Raw genomic sequence first — 19,333 nt, 5'->3', positions numbered from 1 at the left:
CAGCAACGTCCTGACCTGATTCAGTCACCTTTTGCGTGTCGCAATGAATATATTAAATGCGACAGTGAGAAGGAAAATGTTGCGTTCAATTTGTCATCTTGATCCGTGAAGAATGAAATCGTGCATCCATTCAAAAAGATATGAGTAAAAATACTTCTTCGACCATCGCTCCGTGAGGATGAGTCGTTAACTGAAAAAGAGGCGGTAAGGCGACAAGAATATCTGACACGAACCGGTTCCTGAGTCTGATCTCGACGGAATTCCCCCAGCAGGGTAGTACTCCCTAGCCAAAAATATGTTCTTTCATTCTTTCACGTGGAGCTACAGGACGTTCCGCGGTTCGGGTGACGGACGCCTCGCAATGAGAGCTGAGCGCAGTTGCGCCGTGGTGCGATGCTGTATGAGGGGGAGCCACAAACCCGTTGGAGAGCGGGGAACTCACGGACATCGTCGCGTAGGGACGGCTCCATGAGTTAATGCGATCAATTAGACAGGTTTGTTATTGTCGGCATATAAATCAATTTTGTGTCGAATAGTTCGTAACTTTTTATTCACGATTTATGTATTGTGGATATCTGGCTGTAAATCGGATATGCCGATCGGTTTCATGTCGAATGTTGCGTAATTTCTGTTATGCGGAGGTCGTTTATAGTTCATGGAGAATTCATGCGGTCTCGGGGAACTTGAATCTATATTGGATGCGCAGGTCAGGGTTCAATCCCACTGCGATTAATTCATCCATTCGGTCCTCTTGAGGGAATTGCAATGAAAGCCACGAAACGTAAGATCTGTCAGGCAGTGCTTTTGGCTATGTCGGTAGGGGTCACGGTAGCAGTGTCGGCAGCACCGGCTCAAACGTCGCCGCTTCTGGGTGGCGGCTCATCGCTGGTAGCACCGACGATCCAGTCGGAAATCACCTCGTTTGGCGGTGGTCTGGACTATTTTTCCGTGGGCAGCGGCTTGGGTGAAGCCGGATTTCTGAACAACACTCCGTCGTCGTTGAGCACGGTGGCAAACCCGGTTCCGGCCAGCCTTACGACCGTCGATTTCGCCAACAGCGATGCGCCGCTTACCACCTCGCAGACCGATACGACGGGTTCGTATAGCGGAACGAATGCGAGTTCGGCGGCAGATGGTCCGCTGATCCAGTTGCCGTATCTGACGACGCCTATCACGATCCCCGTCGTGAATCCGCCGTCGGGCGTAGCGAGCCCGCTGGTGCTGAACGACAACGATCTGTGCGGGATCTTCTCGGGCAAGATCACGACATGGAATGAGGTGATCAATCCGGCCACGGGCGCCTCGTATACGTCGAACACCGCGCCGATCACGGTAGTCGTTCGGGGTGACGGCAGTGGCACGACAGATCTTCTGACGCGTCACCTGCACGCGGTTTGCACGACCGGCAACACGGCAACGGGTGTGACGTTCACCGAAGGTCAGACGTTCGCTGCCAACTTCACCGGCAATACGCTGCCGAGCAACTTCAGCGCGCAGACCGGAAGCGGTTCTGTGGGTAGCAAGCTGGTATCGCTGCGTACGGCCGGCACGGCTGCATTCGGCTATCTGAGCCCGGACTACACGAACACGACGCTCGCGCCGAGTTCGACGAATGCACAGACGAACCAGCTTGCCGTTGCGAGCCTGGTCAATGCCGGCGGTACGACGGTTACGCCGACGGCTGCCAATGCGTTGGCTGCGCTGAACTCTGCGGCCGTTGCTCCTACAAGCGCGGCTGACGAGGCCAATCCGTTCAAATGGGTGCCGGGTGTCGAAGTGGCGAATCCTTCGGTCGGCTACCCGATCGTGGGCACGACGAACATCATCGTGAGCAAGTGCTACCTGAGCTCGGCGGTGCAGTCGACACTGCTCAGCTTCCTGACTGACCATTACGGCCGCACTTTCAGTTCAATCATTACCGGTAACGGTTTTGCGGCGGTACCGGCGGCGTTTGGCACCTCGATTAACAGCGACATCCTCGCCAACACCAACAGCCACAACGTGAACATCGGCAACGCATCCTGCGGGACGCTCGGTCGTTGATACGTGGCCGTTCGCCCCGAACAGGACGCATCTAACCTGATGATGCTGGCAGTAATCGAAGTCGTCGGGTAGTGACGGGCGAATGGCACTCCTGGTCGCATCCGGCAACAAGCAGGATTGCTGGTTGTGGTATGGAGAGTAGCAGCAGCGCATACCGGTAATTGACTGCCGGTATGCGTTGTCGTTCCTTGCAGATCGATATTTCTGCAATACGTTACCTGGAGGAAAGTACTGAACATCGGTCACACTTCGAACCGGTTTGAATACTTAATCTTAGGGCTGTCGTTTCATGCAGCGTGACTGCAGCGGGGCGATGTTGCAAACGAGGGCTTACCGATGTGGCGCGTTTTGATTGATCGCGCACGTATGTGGTGCGCCTGTCTTGCAAATACCTCATGCCGACATCGAACCCAGGTCTATGATTCGCACTCCCTTCGGCATCGCTCCCGTAACCCGGGCACTGCTCGGAGTTGGTTTGATGCTGACGCATCTCGCGTACGCGCAAGTCAACCTGAATTTCTCGAACGTCGATATCAGTCAGGTCGCGAAGGCGATCGGCGCGGCGACCGACACGACGATCATCGTCGACCCCCGCGTCAAGGGGCAACTCAACCTCGTCTCCGACAATCCGGTCAGCAAGGAACGGGCGTTGAAAACACTCGAAGCCGCATTGCGCAGGTCAGGGTTCAAACCCACCGCGATTAGTTTCTCCATTCGGTCCTCTTGAGGGAATTGCAATGAAAGCCACGAAACGTAAGATCTGTCAGGCAGTGCTTTTGGCTATGTCGGTAGGGGTCACGGTAGCAGTGTCGGCAGCACCGGCTCAAACGTCGCCGCTTCTGGGTGGCGGCTCATCGCTGGTAGCACCGACGATCCAGTCGGAAATCACCTCGTTTGGCGGTGGTCTGGACTATTTTTCCGTGGGCAGCGGCTTGGGTGAAGCCGGATTTCTGAACAACACTCCGTCGTCGTTGAGCACGGTGGCAAACCCGGTTCCGGCCAGCCTTACGACCGTCGATTTCGCCAACAGCGATGCGCCGCTTACCACCTCGCAGACCGATACGACGGGTTCGTATAGCGGAACGAATGCGAGTTCGGCGGCAGATGGTCCGCTGATCCAGTTGCCGTATCTGACGACGCCTATCACGATCCCCGTCGTGAATCCGCCGTCGGGCGTAGCGAGCCCGCTGGTGCTGAACGACAACGATCTGTGCGGGATCTTCTCGGGCAAGATCACGACATGGAATGAGGTGATCAATCCGGCCACGGGCGCCTCGTATACGTCGAACACCGCGCCGATCGTGGTGGTCGTTGAGACTGGAGGCAGCGGCACGACAGATCTTCTGACGCGTCACCTGCATGCGGTTTGCACGACCGGCAACACGGCAACGGGTGTGACGTTCACCGAAGGTCAGACGTTCGCTGCCAACTTCACCGGCAATACGCTGCCGAGCAACTTCAGCGCGCAGACCGGAAGCGGTTCTGTGGGTAGCAAGCTGGTATCGCTGCGTACGGCCGGCACGGCTGCATTCGGCTATCTGAGCCCGGACTACACGAACACGACGCTCGCGCCGAGTTCGACGAATGCACAGACGAACCAGCTTGCCGTTGCGAGCCTGGTCAATGCCGGCGGGACGACGGTTACGCCGACGGCTGCCAATGCGGTGGTTGCGCTGATCTCTGCGGCCGTTGCTCCTACAAGCGCGGCTGACGAGGCTAATCCGTTCAAATGGGTGCCGGGTGTCGAAGTGGCGAATCCCTCGGTCGGCTACCCGATCGTGGGCACGACGAACATCATCGTGAGCAAGTGCTACCTGAGCTCGGCGGTACAGTCGACACTGCTCAGCTTCCTGACTGACCATTACGGCCGCACTTTCAGTTCAATCATTACCGGTAACGGTTTTGCGGCCGTACCGGCGGAGTTTGGCGTCTCGATTACCAGAGACATCCTCGCCAACATCAACGGCCACAACGTGAACATCGGCAACGCATCCTGCGGGACGCTCGGTCGTTGATACGTGGCCGTTCGCCCCGAACAGGACGCATCTAACCCGATGATGCTGGCAGTATTCAAGATCGTCGGGTAATGACGGGCGAATGGCACTCCTGGTCGCATCCGGCAGGAAGCAGGATTGCTGGTTGTGGTATGGAGAGTAGCAGTAGCGCATACCGGTAATTGACTGCCGGTATGCGTTGTCGTTCTTTGCAGATCGATATTTCTGCAATACGTTATCTGGAGGAAGTACTGAACATCTGTCACACGTCGAACCGGTTTGAATGCTTAATCTTAGGGCTGTCGTTTCATGCAGCGTGACTGCAGCGGGGCGATGTTGCAAACGAGGGCTTACCGATGTGGCGCGCTTCGAGTGATCGCGGCACGTATGCGGTGGGCCTGTCTTGGCAAATACCTCATGCCGACATCGAACCCAGGTCTATGATTCGCACTCCCTTCGGCATCGCTCCCGTAACCCGGGCACTGCTCGGAATTGGTTTGATGCTGACGCATCTCGCGTACGCGCAAGTCAACCTGAGTTTCTCGAACGTCGATATCAGTCAGGTCGCGAAGGCGATCGGCGCCGCGACCGACACGACGATCATCGTCGACCCCCGCGTCAAGGGACAACTCAACCTCGTGTCCGACAATCCGGTCAGCAAGGAACGGGCGTTGAAAACGCTCGAAGCCGTATTGCGCATGCAGGGGTTTGCGCTGCTGCAGGACAACGGGATACTCAAGGTTGTTCCGGAGGCGGACGCGAAGCTGCAGGGTGTGCCGACCTATGTCGGCAATGCGCCGCAGGCACGCGGCGACACGGTGGTCACCCAGGTCTTCCGGCTGAAGAACGAGTCGGCCGCGGCGCTGATGCCCGTGCTCAAGCCGCTCATCAGCCCGAACAACACCATTGCCGAGTACGCGAGCGACAACACGCTGGTCGTGACCGACTACGCGGACAACGTACGTCGCATCGCAGCGATCATCGCGGGTGTTGATTCGGGTGGCTCGCAGAAAGTAACGGTGGTGCCCCTCCAGCATGAGAGCGCGGTGGATCTCGCGCCGATCGTGCAGAAGATGCTCGACCCGAGCGGTATCGGCAATACGGACGCGACGCTCAAGGTGTCGGTTGCGGCGGACCCGCGCCTGAACTCGCTGCTCCTGCGCGCGAGCGATCCCGGGCGGATCAGGGACGCGAAGGCACTGATCGCACAGCTCGATGCGCCCACGCGCGTCGCGGGCAACATGCATGTGGTGCGCCTTCAGAATGCGAACGCCGCCGACCTCGTGAAGGTGTTGCATGGCATGCTGGGCCAGTCGGGCGATACCACTTCGGACTCCGACAAGTCAAGCCTGCAGAGTTTTAGCCAAAGCAATAGCGGCACGGGCGGAAATAGCGGGACCAGTTCCTCCACTGGCACAGCCGGCCTGCCACCCTTGCCAGGCGGCACCGGCAGTGCGGGTGGCACGGGTGGCTCGGGCACGGCCGGCGGTACAGGCGGTTCGGGTGGATTGATTGCGGCTGCCCGCGGAGGCGGCGCCGACAGCGGGGCAGGGGGCATGATCCAGGCGGACCCCTCGACTAACTCGCTTGTCATCACGGCACCCGAACCGGTCTACCAGAACATCCGTAACGTAATCGATGAGCTCGACGTGCGCCGCGCCCAGGTCTATCTCGAAGCGATGATCGTCGAGATGACCGCCACAGACGCGGCGAATCTGGGTGTGCAGTGGCAGGGCGCAGTGCAGTCCAGCAGCGGCAACAATGCGCTTTATGGCGGCACCAACTTCGCGACCTCGACGAGCCAGGGGATCGTCAACCTGACCGCGCAGGGCCAGACGCTGAGCCAGAGCCTGTCGAGCTCCGCTGCCACCACGCTGCTGAACAACGGCATCAATATCGGCCTCATCCACAACTTCGGCAAGTTCTTCGGTCTGGGCGCACTGGTGCAGGCGCTCTCGACGGTGAGCAATGCAACCATCCTGTCGTCGCCGAACCTGATCACGCTCGATAACGCGGAGGCGAGGATCGTGGTGGGCTCGAATGTACCGGTGGAGACCGGCTCATATTCGACGGCGACGGCCACGTCCAGTACGGGCGTCAACGCCTTCAACACGTTCGACCGGGAAGACGTGGGTATCGTGCTGCATGTGAAGCCGCAGATCAGCAAAGGCGGCGTGATCAGGCTGCAGATCTACTCGGAAGACTCGTCGGTCGACCCGACCTCCATCAACAATCCCGGTGGCGTGACGATCATCAAGCGCTCGGTGGAATCGACGGTCCTGTCGGACGACGGCGAGATCATCGTGCTGGGCGGCCTGATCCAGGACAACTACTCCGACGGGAACAACAAGGTACCGTTGCTTGGCGACATACCGTTGATCGGTTCGCTGTTTCGTGCGGAGAACAAGAGCCGGACGAAGACCAACGTGATGGTGTTCCTGCGCCCCGTGATCATCCGGGACGACGGCACGGCGGTCGCCATTTCGAACGACCGCTACAACTACGTCCGTCAGGAAACCGAGGGCTACCAGCCTGACAACCGTATCGAACGCGATCACGACACGCCGACCTTGCCACCGTTGACACCCAGCCCGGCGCAGGGTGTGCCGGCGGTACAAGGCATTTTCGATCTGAACCGGATGACGCGCCCCGATCCGAAGAAGGCAGTGGGCGCGGCGGCGGCCAGTTCCGCAGCGGCATCGGGCAGTGAGGCGGGTAGTGAAGCGGGCAATGAAGTGAGCACTACGGGCAGCCAGCCGGCTGCTGCCGCGTCGGGGTCCGTCGCGGGCGCGTCGATCCCGCCGGGAGTGCCTCTTAACTCGCCCGCGGGCTCTACTACGTTGCAGCCGATGCCGGCGACGTCCGGCGGGGAGCAGCCATGAGCAGCGATGTGCTCGCCGTCCCGCCAACCAGGGCGGTCTCCGCGGATGCGGCGCTGCGCCTGTTGCCTTACGGCTTTGCCCGCGCAGGTCAGATACTCGTTGCGAACCAGCACCCGGATACGCTCGAGGTGTGGATCAGCGAGCGCACACCGTTGCCGGCAATCGCCGAGGTCGCGCGCAATTTTGGGCGGCTGACGCTCGTACGGGTAGCGCCCGACGAGCTCGCGCAGGCGATCAATACCGCGTACTCGCGCCAGGACGGGGGCGCCGCGCAGGTTATCGGCGAAGTGGAAGGTGAGGTCGACCTGTCGCGTCTAATGCAGGAGATTCCTGAGGTCGAGGACCTGCTCGAATCGGAGGACGACGCGCCGATCATCCGCATGATCAACGCGCTGCTAACGCAGGCTGCGCGCGAAGGCGCCTCGGATATCCACATCGAGCCGTTCGAGAATGCGTCGGTGGTGCGCTTTCGCGTCGACGGCACGCTGCGCGACGTGGTGCGGCCGAAGAAGGCGCTGCACGGCGCGCTGATCTCGCGCATCAAGATCATGGCGCAGCTCGACATCGCCGAAAAGCGCCTGCCGCAGGATGGTCGCATCACGCTGCGTGTCGGCGGCCGGCCGGTTGACGTGCGGGTCTCGACGTTGCCCACGGGCCACGGCGAACGCGCAGTGCTGCGTCTGCTCGAAAAGGATGCCGCGCGCCTGAATCTCGAAGCGCTGGGCATGGCGGCCGATACGCTCGTCAGGTTCGACAGGCTGATCGTCCGGCCGCACGGCATCGTGCTCGTCACAGGGCCGACTGGTTCAGGCAAGACGACGACGCTCTACGCCTCGATGTCGCGGCTCGAAACCGCGACGACCAACATCATGACCGTCGAGGACCCGATCGAATACGACCTCTCGGGCATCGGCCAGACTCAGGTCAACGAGCGCATCGGCATGAACTTCGCCCGCGCGCTGCGCTCGATCCTGCGGCAGGATCCGGACGTCATCATGATCGGCGAAATCCGCGATCTCGAGACAGCGCAGATCGCGGTGCAGGCCTCGCTCACAGGTCACCTCGTGCTGGCTACGCTGCACACCAACGATGCGGCGTCCGCGGTCACGCGTCTCGCGGACATGGGCGTCGAACCCTATCTGCTCGCGTCTTCCCTGCTCGGCATACTCGCGCAGCGCCTCGTGCGGCAACTGTGCCCCGCGTGCAAGGAGGAGCGCGTCGAGGAGGCCGGCGAGGACGGGCGACGCAGCCAGTGGCACCCGGTGGGCTGCGACAAATGCGGACGCTCGGGCTACTCGGGACGGCGCGGTGTCTATGAGCTGCTGTTGATCGACGACACGATCCGGCCACTGATCCATCGCAATGCGGCGGATGCGGAGATTCTCGCCGCCGGCCGCGCGCAGGGTATGCGTACGCTGCGCGAGGATGCGAACCGGTGGCTCGAGTCCGGACGTACGTCGCTCGAGGAAGTGTTGCGTGTGACAGGTGGGGAGTAAGACGATGCCGGCATTCCGTTTCGAAGCGATCGACCAGGCAGGCAAGACGAAGAAAGGCGTGCTTGATGCCGATAGTGCGCGCGGCGCACGCAGCCAGTTACGCACCCAGGGCCTCACCCCGATGGTGGTCGAAGCGGCCGGCACGCGGGCACGAGGCACCCAGTCGCAGCGCCTCGCTGCGGGCAGGCGGCTTTCACAGCGGGAGCAGGCGATTCTCACGCGCCAGATGGCGAGTCTGCTGATTGCAGGTTTGCCCCTTGACGAGACCCTGGCGGTGCTGAGCGAACAGGGTGAGCGCGAGTACGTCCGCGAGCTGATGGCGGCGATCCGCAGCGAGGTGCTGGGCGGCCATTCGTTCGCCAACGGGCTGTCGCAGCACCCGCGGGATTTTCCCGAGATCTACCGCGCGCTCGTCTCGGCCGGTGAACACACCGGCAAGCTCGGCGTCGTGCTGTCGCGGCTTGCCGACTACATTGAACAGAGCAACGCGCTCAAGCAGAAGATCATGCTCGCCTTCACCTATCCGGCGGTCGTGACCTGCATTGCGTTTGGCATTGTGACCTTCCTGCTCAGTTATGTGGTGCCGCAGGTCGCCAACGTGTTCGTCAGCACCAAGCAGCAGTTGCCGTTTCTGACGGTGATGATGCTGGCGCTCTCGGATTACATCCGGCACTGGTGGTGGGCAACCCTGATCGGGGTCGCGGTGGTGATATGGATCGTGAGGCAGATTCTCGCGCAGGCAGGTCCGCGGCTCGCGTTCGACCGCTGGGCGCTCACCGCGCCGCTCTTCGGCAAACTGGTGCGGGGCTACAACACGGTGCGTTTTGCCAGCACGCTGGGCATCCTGACTGCGGCGGGCGTGCCCATCCTGCGTGCCTTGCAGGCGGCGGGCGAGACACTGAGCAACCGCGCGATGCACGGCAATATCGAGGACGCCATCGTGCGGGTCCGCGAGGGAACCTCGCTGTCGCGCGCACTGGGCAATACGAAGACGTTTCCACCGGTGCTGGTCCACCTGATCCGCTCCGGGGAAGCGACCGGCGATGTGACGACGATGCTCGACCGAGCATCGGAAGGCGAGTCCCGCGAGCTCGAACGCAGGACGATGTTCCTCACCAGTCTGCTCGAGCCGCTGCTCATTCTCGCCATGGGCGGTGTGGTGCTGGTGATCGTGCTGGCGGTGATGATGCCGATCATCGAACTGAACAACCTGGTGCAGTGACGTGCAGTCCGCGCATTCAGCGTACGAAGGCGTCCGGATTGGGCGCGGAAGGCAAGGCGATTTCGCGCTGTATGCCGTTGTGCTCGACGATGATCGAATGAGGACGGACCTCGCTCAACGTGGTGGAGTCGGTGAGCTCGCCCTTGACACGGACGACGCGTGCGGGGTCGCCGCCCACGCTCACGATCGCAGCGGCATGGCGCGGATCGAAGGCGAGGATGCCGAGCAACTGGACCTGGTCGTGCCGGCCGCTGTCAGGCTGTGCGCCGAAGAGGGTCGCGCCGGCCGAGGCGTCGAGGGCGGCCGGCGGCGCAGGACGCGCGAGTGCGGTGGGCGCGGGTGCGTGAAAAAGCCACGCCCACCAGCATACGACGCCGATGAACAGGACGATCGCGGCGATGGACGCGAGCGTGGGCGGGGACTGCAGTGGACTCAGAAAGGAGCGGGTCATGGTGCGGCTCGGGTTGGGTGAGGTGACGGATGTCGTGCCTTCCGGCGCCGTGCGCTGCGTGGAACCGGAGGGCGTCTGCAACTACAGGACTCTCCGCATTTTTGGACGGGAAAGGTGAATCCATGATGACTGATTTGAACACAGGCGTCGCGTATCGTTCTCCGCTTTGTTTGAAGCTTCGTTCGAAGCATCGGCAGCAGCGCGGCTTTACGCTCATCGAGATCATGGTGGTGATTGCGATTCTCGGCATTCTTGCCGCACTGATCGTGCCGAAGATCATGAGCCGGCCCGATGAGGCGCGCCGTGTCGCAGCAAAACAGGACATCGGGACGATCATGCAGGCGCTCAACCTGTACCGCCTCGACAACGGCCGGTATCCGTCCGGCGACCAGGGCCTGCACGCACTGGTCGACAAACCGACCACCGACCCGATCCCGAATAACTGGAAGGACGGCGGGTATCTCGAGCGTCTGCCCAACGACCCGTGGGGCAACCCGTATCAGTATCTGAACCCTGGCGTGCATGGCGCGATCGACATATTCAGCTACGGCGCGGACGGCAAGCCGGGTGGGGAGGGCAACGATGCAGACATCGGATCGTGGCAGTAACGCGGCTGAGCTCGAAGAGCGGCGGCCGCTGTGCGGGCAACGCGCATCCCGTGTTTCGCGCAGGCATTGCGCCGGTTTCACGCTGCTCGAAATGCTGGTGGTGCTGTTGATCGCGGGCTTGCTGATTGCAGTCGTGGCCTTGGCTCCGACGCGCAACCGTCGCACCGATCTCGCCGAGGAGGCGCAACGTCTTGCCACGATGCTCGAATCCGCGGACGACGAGGCACAGGTTCGCTCGACCTCGATTGCGTGGGAGCCCATCGACGGCGGCTACCGGTTCGACCAGCGCGCCGAGAACGGCACCTGGCATCCGATTACCGACGACATACTCGGCCCGCATCGCTGGGGCACCGATGTGACGGGCGTATCGATACGGTACACGGGTAGTGGCAACCTGACTTCGCGCATCGTCTTCGGCGACGAAAGTATTGACGTGCCGGTCACGGTGACGCTGGACTCCGGCGGTGTCCGTCTGCAGGTGGTGGGCACGGGGATCGGCAATTTTGCGGTGCGTCGACCATGAACTCTTCGATCTGCGAGGCACGTCGCTATGGTTGGCTGCGCGATGGACTGCGCTGTCGTGACCGCCGTGATATTCGCACCCCTCATCAAGGCAAGGAGCGCGCATGTCGAGCCTGATCGTGCTGCTGCCGTCGAGCGACGTACTCGCGCCCGGTGGCTGGGAAGCGACACCCATGCCGTTTGCGCTGCTTGGGCGCAAGGGCGAGATGCTGCGCGCAGGACGTGCCCGGTTCGACGCATTGCCAGGAGCAGGTGAGACGGTGCTGGTCGTCGCGGCGCGTGACACGCTGATCCTGAACGCGAAGCTGCCGCCGGTGACCGGGCCGAGGCTGCGGCGGATTCTGCCCAACGTCGTCGAGGAGCATCTGATTCAGGACGCGCAGCGCTGCCACGTCGCGGTCGACCCGGTACCGCTGTCGCCGGGCGCCGATGAGCGATGCCTCGCGGTGATCGATCGAGAGTGGTTCGTGTCAGTTATCGAGCGTTTTGCAGACTCGGGTCATCGGCGGTTACGGGCCGTGCCGCTTATTCACTGTATTCCGCTGCCAGAGGCATCCGCGGTCCCCGGGGCGTTCACGGGGGCGGCAGAATCGAACGTCGCGACGCCCGGGGATGACACCGCGATCGCCGGCATGGTGACGGATCATGGTGTAGGGCAGATCGGGGACACCGGTGTGAGCGCCAATGTGACCACGACGGCGGACCCGGCCGAAGCGGTGCCCGACGATCCGGACGCCGTAAATAGCGGCTCGGCGGCGACCGTGCTGATCGTGCGACGCACCCGGCTTGACGGCGAGCTCACGCCAACGGGGGAGAGCGATAGCGAGTGGGTGGAACTCGCGCTCAGGCAAGGTTCGCTTGGCTTCGGAATGAGCGTGAATGCCGCGCAACTTGACGCCACGCTGGTGGAGCTGGCGCAGCGTCAGCCACTTGCGGTCTACTCGCTCACGGTCGAGGCCGTCACTGAGCCTGGGGGCGGAGCGGGCGTTGACCAAGCCGGAGCGCATCGTTTTGCGCAGGAGGCGGCAGCGGTTGACAGGGCCGCCACGGCCGGCGAAGCGCCGCAGTGGGGCGTACCGGTCGAACTGGAAAACCGCGTGGAGAACCGCGCCTTGCCGCTTGCAACCATCGCGCACGCGGCGCTCGTCTGCCCCTTCAACCTTTGCCAGTTCGAGCTGGCCAACGCCGGCGCCAGCCGGCTCGGAGCTGGTGGGCTCAGGCCATGGCGCGTGGCGATCGGATTCGTGGCTGCATCGCTGGTGGTATCGATCGTTGCACTGAACGTGCAATGGTGGCAGTTGCGTCATCGCCGCGACGCCTTGAACGCCCAGATGACGCAGATGGTGAAGAGCGTTTTTCCGGATTCACAGATGGTCCTCGGTCCGCACGAGCAGATGGCGCTCGACCTGACCCGTCTGCGCAGCACGGCCGGGGCGCTGCGGGCGGACGATTTTCTGGTAGTGGCGGCGTCCCTCGCTCACGCGCTCGGTTCGATTCCGTCGTCGGCGATCGGGGAGCTCGATTACAGCGGCGGGTCGCTCGATGTGACCTTCAAACCCGGTACCGAAGTCGATGAGGACGGCTTCAGGCGCCGCCTTGCGACAAACGGCCTGTCCGTACAGGAGGAAGAAGGCAAATGGAAACTCAGGTCCGTGCAATCAAGGCCGCACTGACAGAATGGTTCGAGGCTCGCGCACCCCGCGAAAAGCAACTGCTCGGTGTAGGCGGCGCACTGGTTGTAGTGGCGCTGGTCTATAGCCTCCTGTGGGCGCCCGCGTGGGATGGCTGCGGCCACATCAGGGCGAGCCTGCCGCTGCTGGAGGTGCAGGTTGCGCAGGTGCAGTCGCAGCTCGATGAGGCGCGCCGGCTCAAGGGCGACGCCGCAATCCGGACACCGGATGGTCTTGCGCTGCGCGATGCCATGACTACCTCGCTGATACAGGCAGGCATCCCTGCGCCGCAGATTACCGCACTGGGAAAGGGCGTACAGGTCGAGGCGAAGAACGTGCCCTTCGGCGCGTGGATGACGTGGCTTGACGATGTGCGCCGTACGGACCACGTGCGTGTGGTCAATGCGCATGCAACGGGCGAGGCGCAAGCGGGGCACGCGACCGTTTCGGTGACGGTTCAGCCTGCCTCTGACCAGTAAGGAATCCATACTGGTTGGACAAGCCTTCTTGTATGCGTTTGGGCCGATTCTGTCAAATAGTGCGTAACACCCGTCACCGGCGCGGCACACGCGCGTCCTACTCTACTTGGCAGGGAGTCACCGTTTGAGGTGCATGGGACAGCCGGCAGGCGCGGCGGTAGACCGTGCGTCCGTGAGCACATCGAGCAGGAGCGTTTCGTGAAGCGTGATCGACGCCGCGTGGCGGAAAACGTGCGGAAGTGGCTGGGCGTGACGTTGCTGGGTCTGTCGGCGGCAACGTGCATGGGCAGCGCCTTTGCTGCGGCAGGCGCGTCCCGGATGATCGGCGGGGGTTCGCGTTCGTGGCAGGCGCAATGGGTGGCCGAGCGTGTCTATGCGCCACTCGATGGCGTGACCTACGAGGCGATCGGCGGCCCCCGCGCAGTGGATGCGTTCCTCACCGGCGACGCGAGTGCCTATCCGGCGACGGCCAGTGGAGCGGCCGCGGTGGGGTATGCGGTCAGTGAGACGCCGCTTGGCCTCGCGCAGATCAACCGCTACGCAAAGACCGGCGGGCACGGTCCGCTGGTCGAACTGCCGCTCGCGGTGATGCCGCTTGCCATCCCGGTGGTGGCCGCGCCCGCGGCGCCCGTGGTGCTCGACGACAGCGATCTATGCGGCATTTTTTCGGGGCGGCTGACGGACTGGTCCCAGGTCGCGGATCCACGAACCGGTGCGCATTATCCGGGCGGCGCCCTGACGGTGGTTTATCGAAGCGATGCAAGCGGCGATACGGACCTGTTGACGCGGCACCTGGCGCAGGTCTGCGTGCCGAGCTTCTCGGAGCCGATCGGCCCGGCGACCAGCAATGTGATATTCAGCGAGACTGACACGTTTGCCAGCCTGTTTCCGAATGGCGTGCCGTCCAGTTTCGTCGGCGTTGCGAGTGCGCAGGCGGCGCGAGATACGCTTGCAGGCATGCGCGATGCCGGGCGTGAGGCGCTGGGCTATCTGACGCCGTCATTCGTCTCGCGCACGTTGGCGCCGCTATCCGCGCAGGCATTCGCGAATCTTCCCATCGCGCTACTGCGAAATACAGCCGACGGCCGAGACTATCGTCCCGACGCAAGCTCCGCTGCGCTGGCGCTGCGCGGTTCGAACGTGCACCCGCCCGTGCCGCGCGACGCTGGACAACCCGCATTGTGGGTGCCCGGCACGGCGGATCCTGCCAGCGGCTATCCGGTGACCGGAACGGTAAACCTGATATTTGCCCAGTGTCTGGCTGCGTCGACGACTGCATCAGAATGGGTGAACGCGCTCAGGGCGCACTTTCATGACGCGGACGTGGCGCGCCTGCTCAATGGCTATGGTGCAGCCAGCCTGCCTGCCGACTACGTGGCTGCGATCGACAATGATTTCCTGAGCAATGCCTCGGGCGCAGCCCTGAATGTGGGAAACGCCACGATCTGCACCGGCCGGTAGGACCGGCGCCAGGCCTGGCACCTGGATCGCTGTTGCGCGGGGGGCCGGGTTCCCGTTCGGGTATCCCAGGAACCCGCAGCAGGGGATTTCCAGATATCGCGTCGTAGCACCCGTCGATTCATCGGTCTTGAAGGGAAACGAGCTATACCGTTTTTTCAATTCAGACGAATGCACCGGACGGGGGCGAATCTTGTGCATGCCGAAATTAAACGCACACGGAATGAAATAATGCGTAGCGGGTCTATTTGCCGCTAACCGCGCGGCGCGCGACGATGGCTCACGAGTGGGGTTAACAACCGCTCGTCGGGAGGTATCGCCGTTTCGGGTCGTGTTGATTGCGTGTTTTGCCCGCAGTGGAGACCACGTGGCCGTTTCATCGCAATAATCTCCGCTCTCGATTGAAGGCGAGATGTCGGGTATGTCTGGTAATCCACAGGTAGCGCCACTGGTGACTGGTCTGCATCTGTTTGACGCGCTTTCCGACTTGCAGTTACCGGCCGGAATCGCGATTGGAAATTCAATGGGCAGGAGTCAATGTCCGGGCGCCAGGAATGAGAATGCGAGATTAATTTGCGTCTTGCCGAAAATCGCCGGTTCCGGATTTCTGGCGGGACTGGAATAATATGTTCTGTTTATTTTTATCCGGGTTTCCGTGTGATATTGTCTCGCGCCCGTTTTTATCTGGAGCTGTTATGGGGCTGTAATTTAATTGTCTTACATAATGTTAACTTGATGATAATATTCCGCACCGCAGGTTTGTGAAAATTTTGTGCCAAAAGGTACGTACATTTTCCAGGCTGACCCAAGACTGATGGGGATTGCGGTAGAGGCTTGCTCCGTGGGCTTCCTGCAGGGGTTCCGATGTTACGTATATTCTGTCGTCATATTATAATATTACAGAATTGTAAGTATTTATGGGTGGTGCAAAGAAATCTGTTGCACGTCGTTAAACTTTGTTTGATATTGAGTCTTGTTAATTTTGAGGGTTGTATATAGACTGCTCATTCGAGTGAATAAAGGGCGACGAAATTTTATTTGATCGCGCTGATTGTTAAGTCCGGCATGGCGTCTATTCCGAGGGCCTTGCTTATGCGCGATATCCTGTCAGGCTATGGGGATTACACGTGAGACAGATACTAGGGCAGGGAGCTATTGAGATGGCCACACGCGAATTCAGCAAGAATCCGTCGAAGGCCTTGCGGGAAGCAGACGCGCAGCCGGTGCTGGTGACGAAGTACGGTCATCCGATTGCCTGCGTACTGTCGATCGAGTCGTGGAACGATCTGCTGGACAAGGTGCATAACTGTGATCTGCTGGAGCAGATGAATCGATAATAGGGCAGCCGCCTCGCGCTCAGGGGGCGAGGCGGTGAGCCCAGACCACGGCAGTCCAGGCGAAATCGCCGATGCCGTACCGCGCAATCAGCGTATCGATACGTGTGTTGATTCTCGCCGAGTGAACCCGGCAGTGCACGATGAAATAGCCGCTGTTGGTGCCGACAATGGCACCGGCGGGCAACGCTGAGTCGTTGAGTATGGGAGACAGCAACACGGCGATATCGCTGGTGCTCACGAAATATGCCGTCCTGCGCCGCTCGGTGAGCGTGTGGGCCTGACTCATCGAGACGGTGGGAATGGCCGCCATCAGCGCGGGCTCATCCGCCGTGTTCGCGTTGACCGTCGTGTAGTCGGGAAGGATCGTCACGAACGCAGAGAGAGCTTTGACCGTAGCAGCATCGTAGCCGGGCACGCGTGACAGATCCTGTATCGTCACGAGTTGCATGGGCCAGTTGCCGGTATCGTTTCCAATACCCAGCGAGCGTAGGATATAGGCCGCGGTGGCCTCGGCGAGCGCCGGATTGAGCGAGAGCGCGCCGAGCAGGCGCCGGTATGCCTCGATGCCTGAGCCGTCGATCTGCCAGGGGGCACTGGGTCCGGGCCGCGACACCAGATCCATGAGGTTGAATTTGGCCTGCGCATCTTCCACTTCCCCGGAGATGTAGGCCCTGGCCAGTTCGCTATTGAGTTCGGCGGCGTCGCGCGGCAGAAAGTCCGCGAGCTGAACATCATGCACAGGCGCCGACCACGCCTGCCCCACGTACGCGACGTTGGACGTCGAGCTCTGGGCTCGCAGTGTGGCGCGCGCCCACTCCACAGCCGCGCGCTCGATCCACATCGTTTCGACGTTCAGGCGCTGGTTTTCCACATCACGCACGGCGACCAGTTCACGCCATGCGACACTCGCGGCGAGTGTGGCGGCCAGTGCCACGACCAGCAACACCGTGACGATCGCAATGCCGCGCTGCGGCTTCTCCGGCCGCGCATAGGCGACGCGGCGCGATACCCGCTTACGGCTCGTGTTGCGCATGGATGCTCCATCGGTTCAGGCCGATGCGAACCGGTTCGTCCAGCCATCGGCGTCACCGATCCTAGTCTGCAACGTATGCGCTGTTGTGACAGATGTTGCGTACAAATAGTACGCAACATCAGGAAAAAAATTGACACGCATACTGGCTATCATGCCGTCTTGTCATGATGCTTGCCCGCAGTAACAGGCTTCCCCTCGTCGCTCTCAGGCGTCCCAGCGCGCGGTCCACAGCGGATCACCCGTCAATCCGTTTCCATTGAGCAAGCTGCCAGGTCAGGCGGTAGGGATGTCCATACCATCTTGTTCGTTGTACGTAACATTGGTCATGAACGGGACTTCTGACGTTTGTATTGTCCACGTCTTATAAATTCGCCGGCCGCTGCACATCGAGCCGGATCATCGTGCAAATGAAGGAGTTGCGGCAATGACGCCGAAGATGTACGGGGAAGCATCGAATCGGCGGCGGTGCCTGGCCGGTGTGGTTCTGGCGGGCAGCGTGACGCTCGCCGGTACGGCCCACGCGCAGTCGAATGCTGCACAGGCGGCGGCATCCGCGCCGACACCGGCGCCGGCTGCCACCGGTGCTCCGGCACCTGTGCCCGGCGCGGGCGGCCAGCCGCGAACGTTCGACGTGAACGAGTTCATCGTGCGCGGCAACTCGACGTTGCCGAGCCTTGAGATCGAGAAGGCCGTCTACCCGTTCGAGGGGCCGGGCCGCACGCTGGACGATGTCAATGCCGCGCGTGACGCGCTGCAGAAGGTGTACCAGGACAAGGGCTACCAGTCGGTAGTGGTTGAGCTTCCGCAGCAGCAGGTCAGGAACGGTGTGATCGTGCTGCAGGTGGTCGAAGCGAAGGTCGGGAGAGTGCGGGTGGAAGGTGCGCAATACAATTCGCCGCAGAAGATTCGCGATGCGGTGCCTGCGCTGACCGAGGGTCAGGTGCCCGACTTTACCCAGGCCCAGCAGCAGCTCATCGACCTGAACAAGTCGCCCGACCGTCAGGTGGTACCGGTTCTGAAGCCGGGCTCCTTGCCGCAAACGGTCGACGTGGACCTGAAGGTCGACGATAAAAATCCGGCTCACGGCAGCCTGGAACTGAACAACGACCAGAGCCCGGACACGTCGGTGCTCCGTGCGGTCGCCTCCCTGAGCTACTCGAACCTGTGGCAACTGGGACATGTGATTTCGGGCAGCTTCCTGCTTGCTCCCCAGCATCCGCGCGACGCCGAGGTGTATTCGTTCTCGTACTTGGCACCGTTGCACGGAACGAACTGGAGCCTGCTCGCGACGGTGTACCACTCGAACAGCGACGTGGCGTCTCTCGGCGGCACGAACGTGCTGGGCAAAGGTACGTCGTTCGGCCTGACGGCGATCTACGCGCTGCCCTCGACCGACAGCTACTCGGAGTCGGTGAGCGTCGAGATCGATCACAAGCACTTTGACGAAAGCGATACGATTGCAGGCCAGACCTCGCAGGCCCCACTGACCTATGTGCCGGTTACCTTCGCCTACAACGGGCAGTTGAACCTCAAGCGTTCCCAGACATCGTTCTCCGCCTCGGTGACGACCGATATCCGCGGCATTGGGAGCGACGCCAACGCGTTCGACAACAAGCGGTACAACGCCACGGCCGACTTTGTCTACGGCAAGTTCGACATCAATCACACGCTGGATTTCGCTCACGACATCCAGCTCAACGGACACGTTACCGCGCAGTTCGCGAACTCTCCGCTGGTGTCGAGCGAGCAGTTTGCCGCAGGTGGCATCAACACGGTGCGCGGCTACCTGGAAGCCGAGGACACGGCCGATAGCGGCGTCATCGGTTCGGTGGAGCTGCGCAGCCCGTCGATTGCGAAATACGTGGGCAGTGCCGTCAACGAATGGCGCTTCCATACCTTTGTCGATGCTGCCCACCTGTGGCTGCTGAGTCCGCTGCCGGAGCAGATTTCGAGCTTCAACATGATCAGCCTCGGGCTGGGTTCGCGCATCCAGTTCATGAAGTACGCAAGTGCGGACCTTGAAATGGCGTTTCCGCTGAAGGCCGGAACGTTCACGAGGGCGTATAACCCGCGCTTCGATTTCTACGTCCGCATGGGTTTCTGACCGGCTTTTTCATATGTGATGCGCCGGCATGTGC

At 61.6% G+C, this 19,333-nt stretch carries 14 protein-coding genes and 1 pseudogene; 13 read left to right on the top strand and 2 right to left on the bottom strand.

The window, feature by feature from the left end:
* Window positions 1-765 precede the first annotated feature (765 nt).
* From AC1ECK_RS10900 to gspF, 6 genes and pseudogenes are all read left to right on the top strand, one after another.
* A complete protein-coding gene (locus AC1ECK_RS10900; RefSeq protein ID WP_480318760.1) occupies window positions 766-2,043 on the top strand; it encodes a substrate-binding domain-containing protein in 1,278 nt (425 codons plus the stop codon).
* A 418-nt stretch (window positions 2,044-2,461) separates the two neighbouring features.
* Window positions 2,462-2,731 (top strand): annotated as a pseudogene (locus tag AC1ECK_RS10895) (type II secretion system secretin GspD); the annotation flags it as partial.
* 49 nt (window positions 2,732-2,780) lie between these two features.
* Window positions 2,781-4,058, top strand: a complete 1,278-nt coding sequence (locus AC1ECK_RS10890; RefSeq protein WP_480318758.1) for a substrate-binding domain-containing protein — start codon at window positions 2,781-2,783, stop codon at window positions 4,056-4,058.
* 419 nt (window positions 4,059-4,477) lie between these two features.
* On the top strand, window positions 4,478-6,919 hold the full coding sequence (gene gspD / locus AC1ECK_RS10885) for a type II secretion system secretin GspD (RefSeq protein ID WP_480318756.1): 2,442 nt from the start codon (window positions 4,478-4,480) through the stop codon (window positions 6,917-6,919).
* Window positions 6,916-8,415 (top strand): type II secretion system ATPase GspE, encoded by a 1,500-nt coding sequence (gene gspE / locus AC1ECK_RS10880; protein ID WP_480318754.1) that lies wholly within the window; start codon window positions 6,916-6,918, stop codon window positions 8,413-8,415. The genes gspD and gspE overlap by 4 nt, the downstream gene beginning before the upstream one ends.
* Before the next feature lie 4 nt (window positions 8,416-8,419).
* Window positions 8,420-9,637 carry a type II secretion system inner membrane protein GspF gene (gene gspF / locus AC1ECK_RS10875; protein WP_480318752.1) on the top strand — a complete coding sequence of 406 codons (1,218 nt, stop codon included), beginning with the start codon at window positions 8,420-8,422 and terminating at the stop codon, window positions 9,635-9,637.
* 16 nt (window positions 9,638-9,653) lie between these two features.
* Here gspF and AC1ECK_RS10870 read toward each other — a convergent pair whose 3' ends face one another.
* On the bottom strand, window positions 9,654-10,088 hold the full coding sequence (locus AC1ECK_RS10870) for a hypothetical protein (RefSeq protein ID WP_480318750.1): 435 nt from the start codon (window positions 10,086-10,088) through the stop codon (window positions 9,654-9,656).
* 125 nt (window positions 10,089-10,213) lie between these two features.
* Between AC1ECK_RS10870 and gspG the strand changes: the two genes are divergently transcribed.
* The 6 genes from gspG to AC1ECK_RS10840 all read left to right on the top strand — a co-directional run bounded on the left by gspG (window position 10,214) and on the right by AC1ECK_RS10840 (window position 16,162).
* Entirely contained in the window at window positions 10,214-10,696 is a 483-nt protein-coding gene (gene gspG, locus AC1ECK_RS10865) for a type II secretion system major pseudopilin GspG (protein ID WP_480318822.1), read from the top strand.
* Complete coding sequence (locus AC1ECK_RS10860) at window positions 10,671-11,219, top strand: GspH/FimT family pseudopilin (protein ID WP_480318748.1); 549 nt, start codon at window positions 10,671-10,673, stop codon at window positions 11,217-11,219. Before gspG ends, AC1ECK_RS10860 begins: the two co-directional genes overlap by 26 nt.
* A gap of 103 nt (window positions 11,220-11,322) precedes the next feature.
* Window positions 11,323-12,891: a type II secretion system protein GspL gene (gene gspL, locus AC1ECK_RS10855; RefSeq protein WP_480318746.1), complete on the top strand. Its 1,569-nt coding sequence runs from the start codon at window positions 11,323-11,325 to the stop codon at window positions 12,889-12,891.
* A complete protein-coding gene (gene gspM / locus AC1ECK_RS10850) occupies window positions 12,855-13,367 on the top strand; it encodes a type II secretion system protein GspM (RefSeq protein WP_480318744.1) in 513 nt (170 codons plus the stop codon). The genes gspL and gspM overlap by 37 nt, the downstream gene beginning before the upstream one ends.
* A gap of 198 nt (window positions 13,368-13,565) precedes the next feature.
* The gene (locus AC1ECK_RS10845) at window positions 13,566-14,828 is read left to right on the top strand and encodes a substrate-binding domain-containing protein (protein WP_480318742.1); all 1,263 of its coding nucleotides are present in this window, start codon (window positions 13,566-13,568) and stop codon (window positions 14,826-14,828) included.
* A gap of 1,157 nt (window positions 14,829-15,985) precedes the next feature.
* Window positions 15,986-16,162 carry a type II toxin-antitoxin system prevent-host-death family antitoxin gene (locus tag AC1ECK_RS10840; protein ID WP_480318740.1) on the top strand — a complete coding sequence of 59 codons (177 nt, stop codon included), beginning with the start codon at window positions 15,986-15,988 and terminating at the stop codon, window positions 16,160-16,162.
* Between the two features lie 19 nt (window positions 16,163-16,181).
* On the opposite strand, the gene gspK is transcribed toward AC1ECK_RS10840, so the two are convergent.
* Window positions 16,182-17,195, bottom strand: coding sequence for a type II secretion system minor pseudopilin GspK (gene gspK, locus AC1ECK_RS10835; RefSeq protein WP_480318738.1), 1,014 nt, complete (start codon window positions 17,193-17,195; stop codon window positions 16,182-16,184).
* A gap of 424 nt (window positions 17,196-17,619) precedes the next feature.
* Here gspK and AC1ECK_RS10830 point away from each other — a divergent pair, with 424 nt between their 5' ends.
* Window positions 17,620-19,299 (top strand): ShlB/FhaC/HecB family hemolysin secretion/activation protein, encoded by a 1,680-nt coding sequence (locus AC1ECK_RS10830; RefSeq protein WP_480318736.1) that lies wholly within the window; start codon window positions 17,620-17,622, stop codon window positions 19,297-19,299.
* Window positions 19,300-19,333 lie beyond the last annotated feature (34 nt).

This window comes from Paraburkholderia sp. SSBN10T (assembly GCF_056619545.1).
Note: the sequence above shows the minus strand (reverse complement) of the source record. Positions and strands in the feature narration are given on the sequence as shown.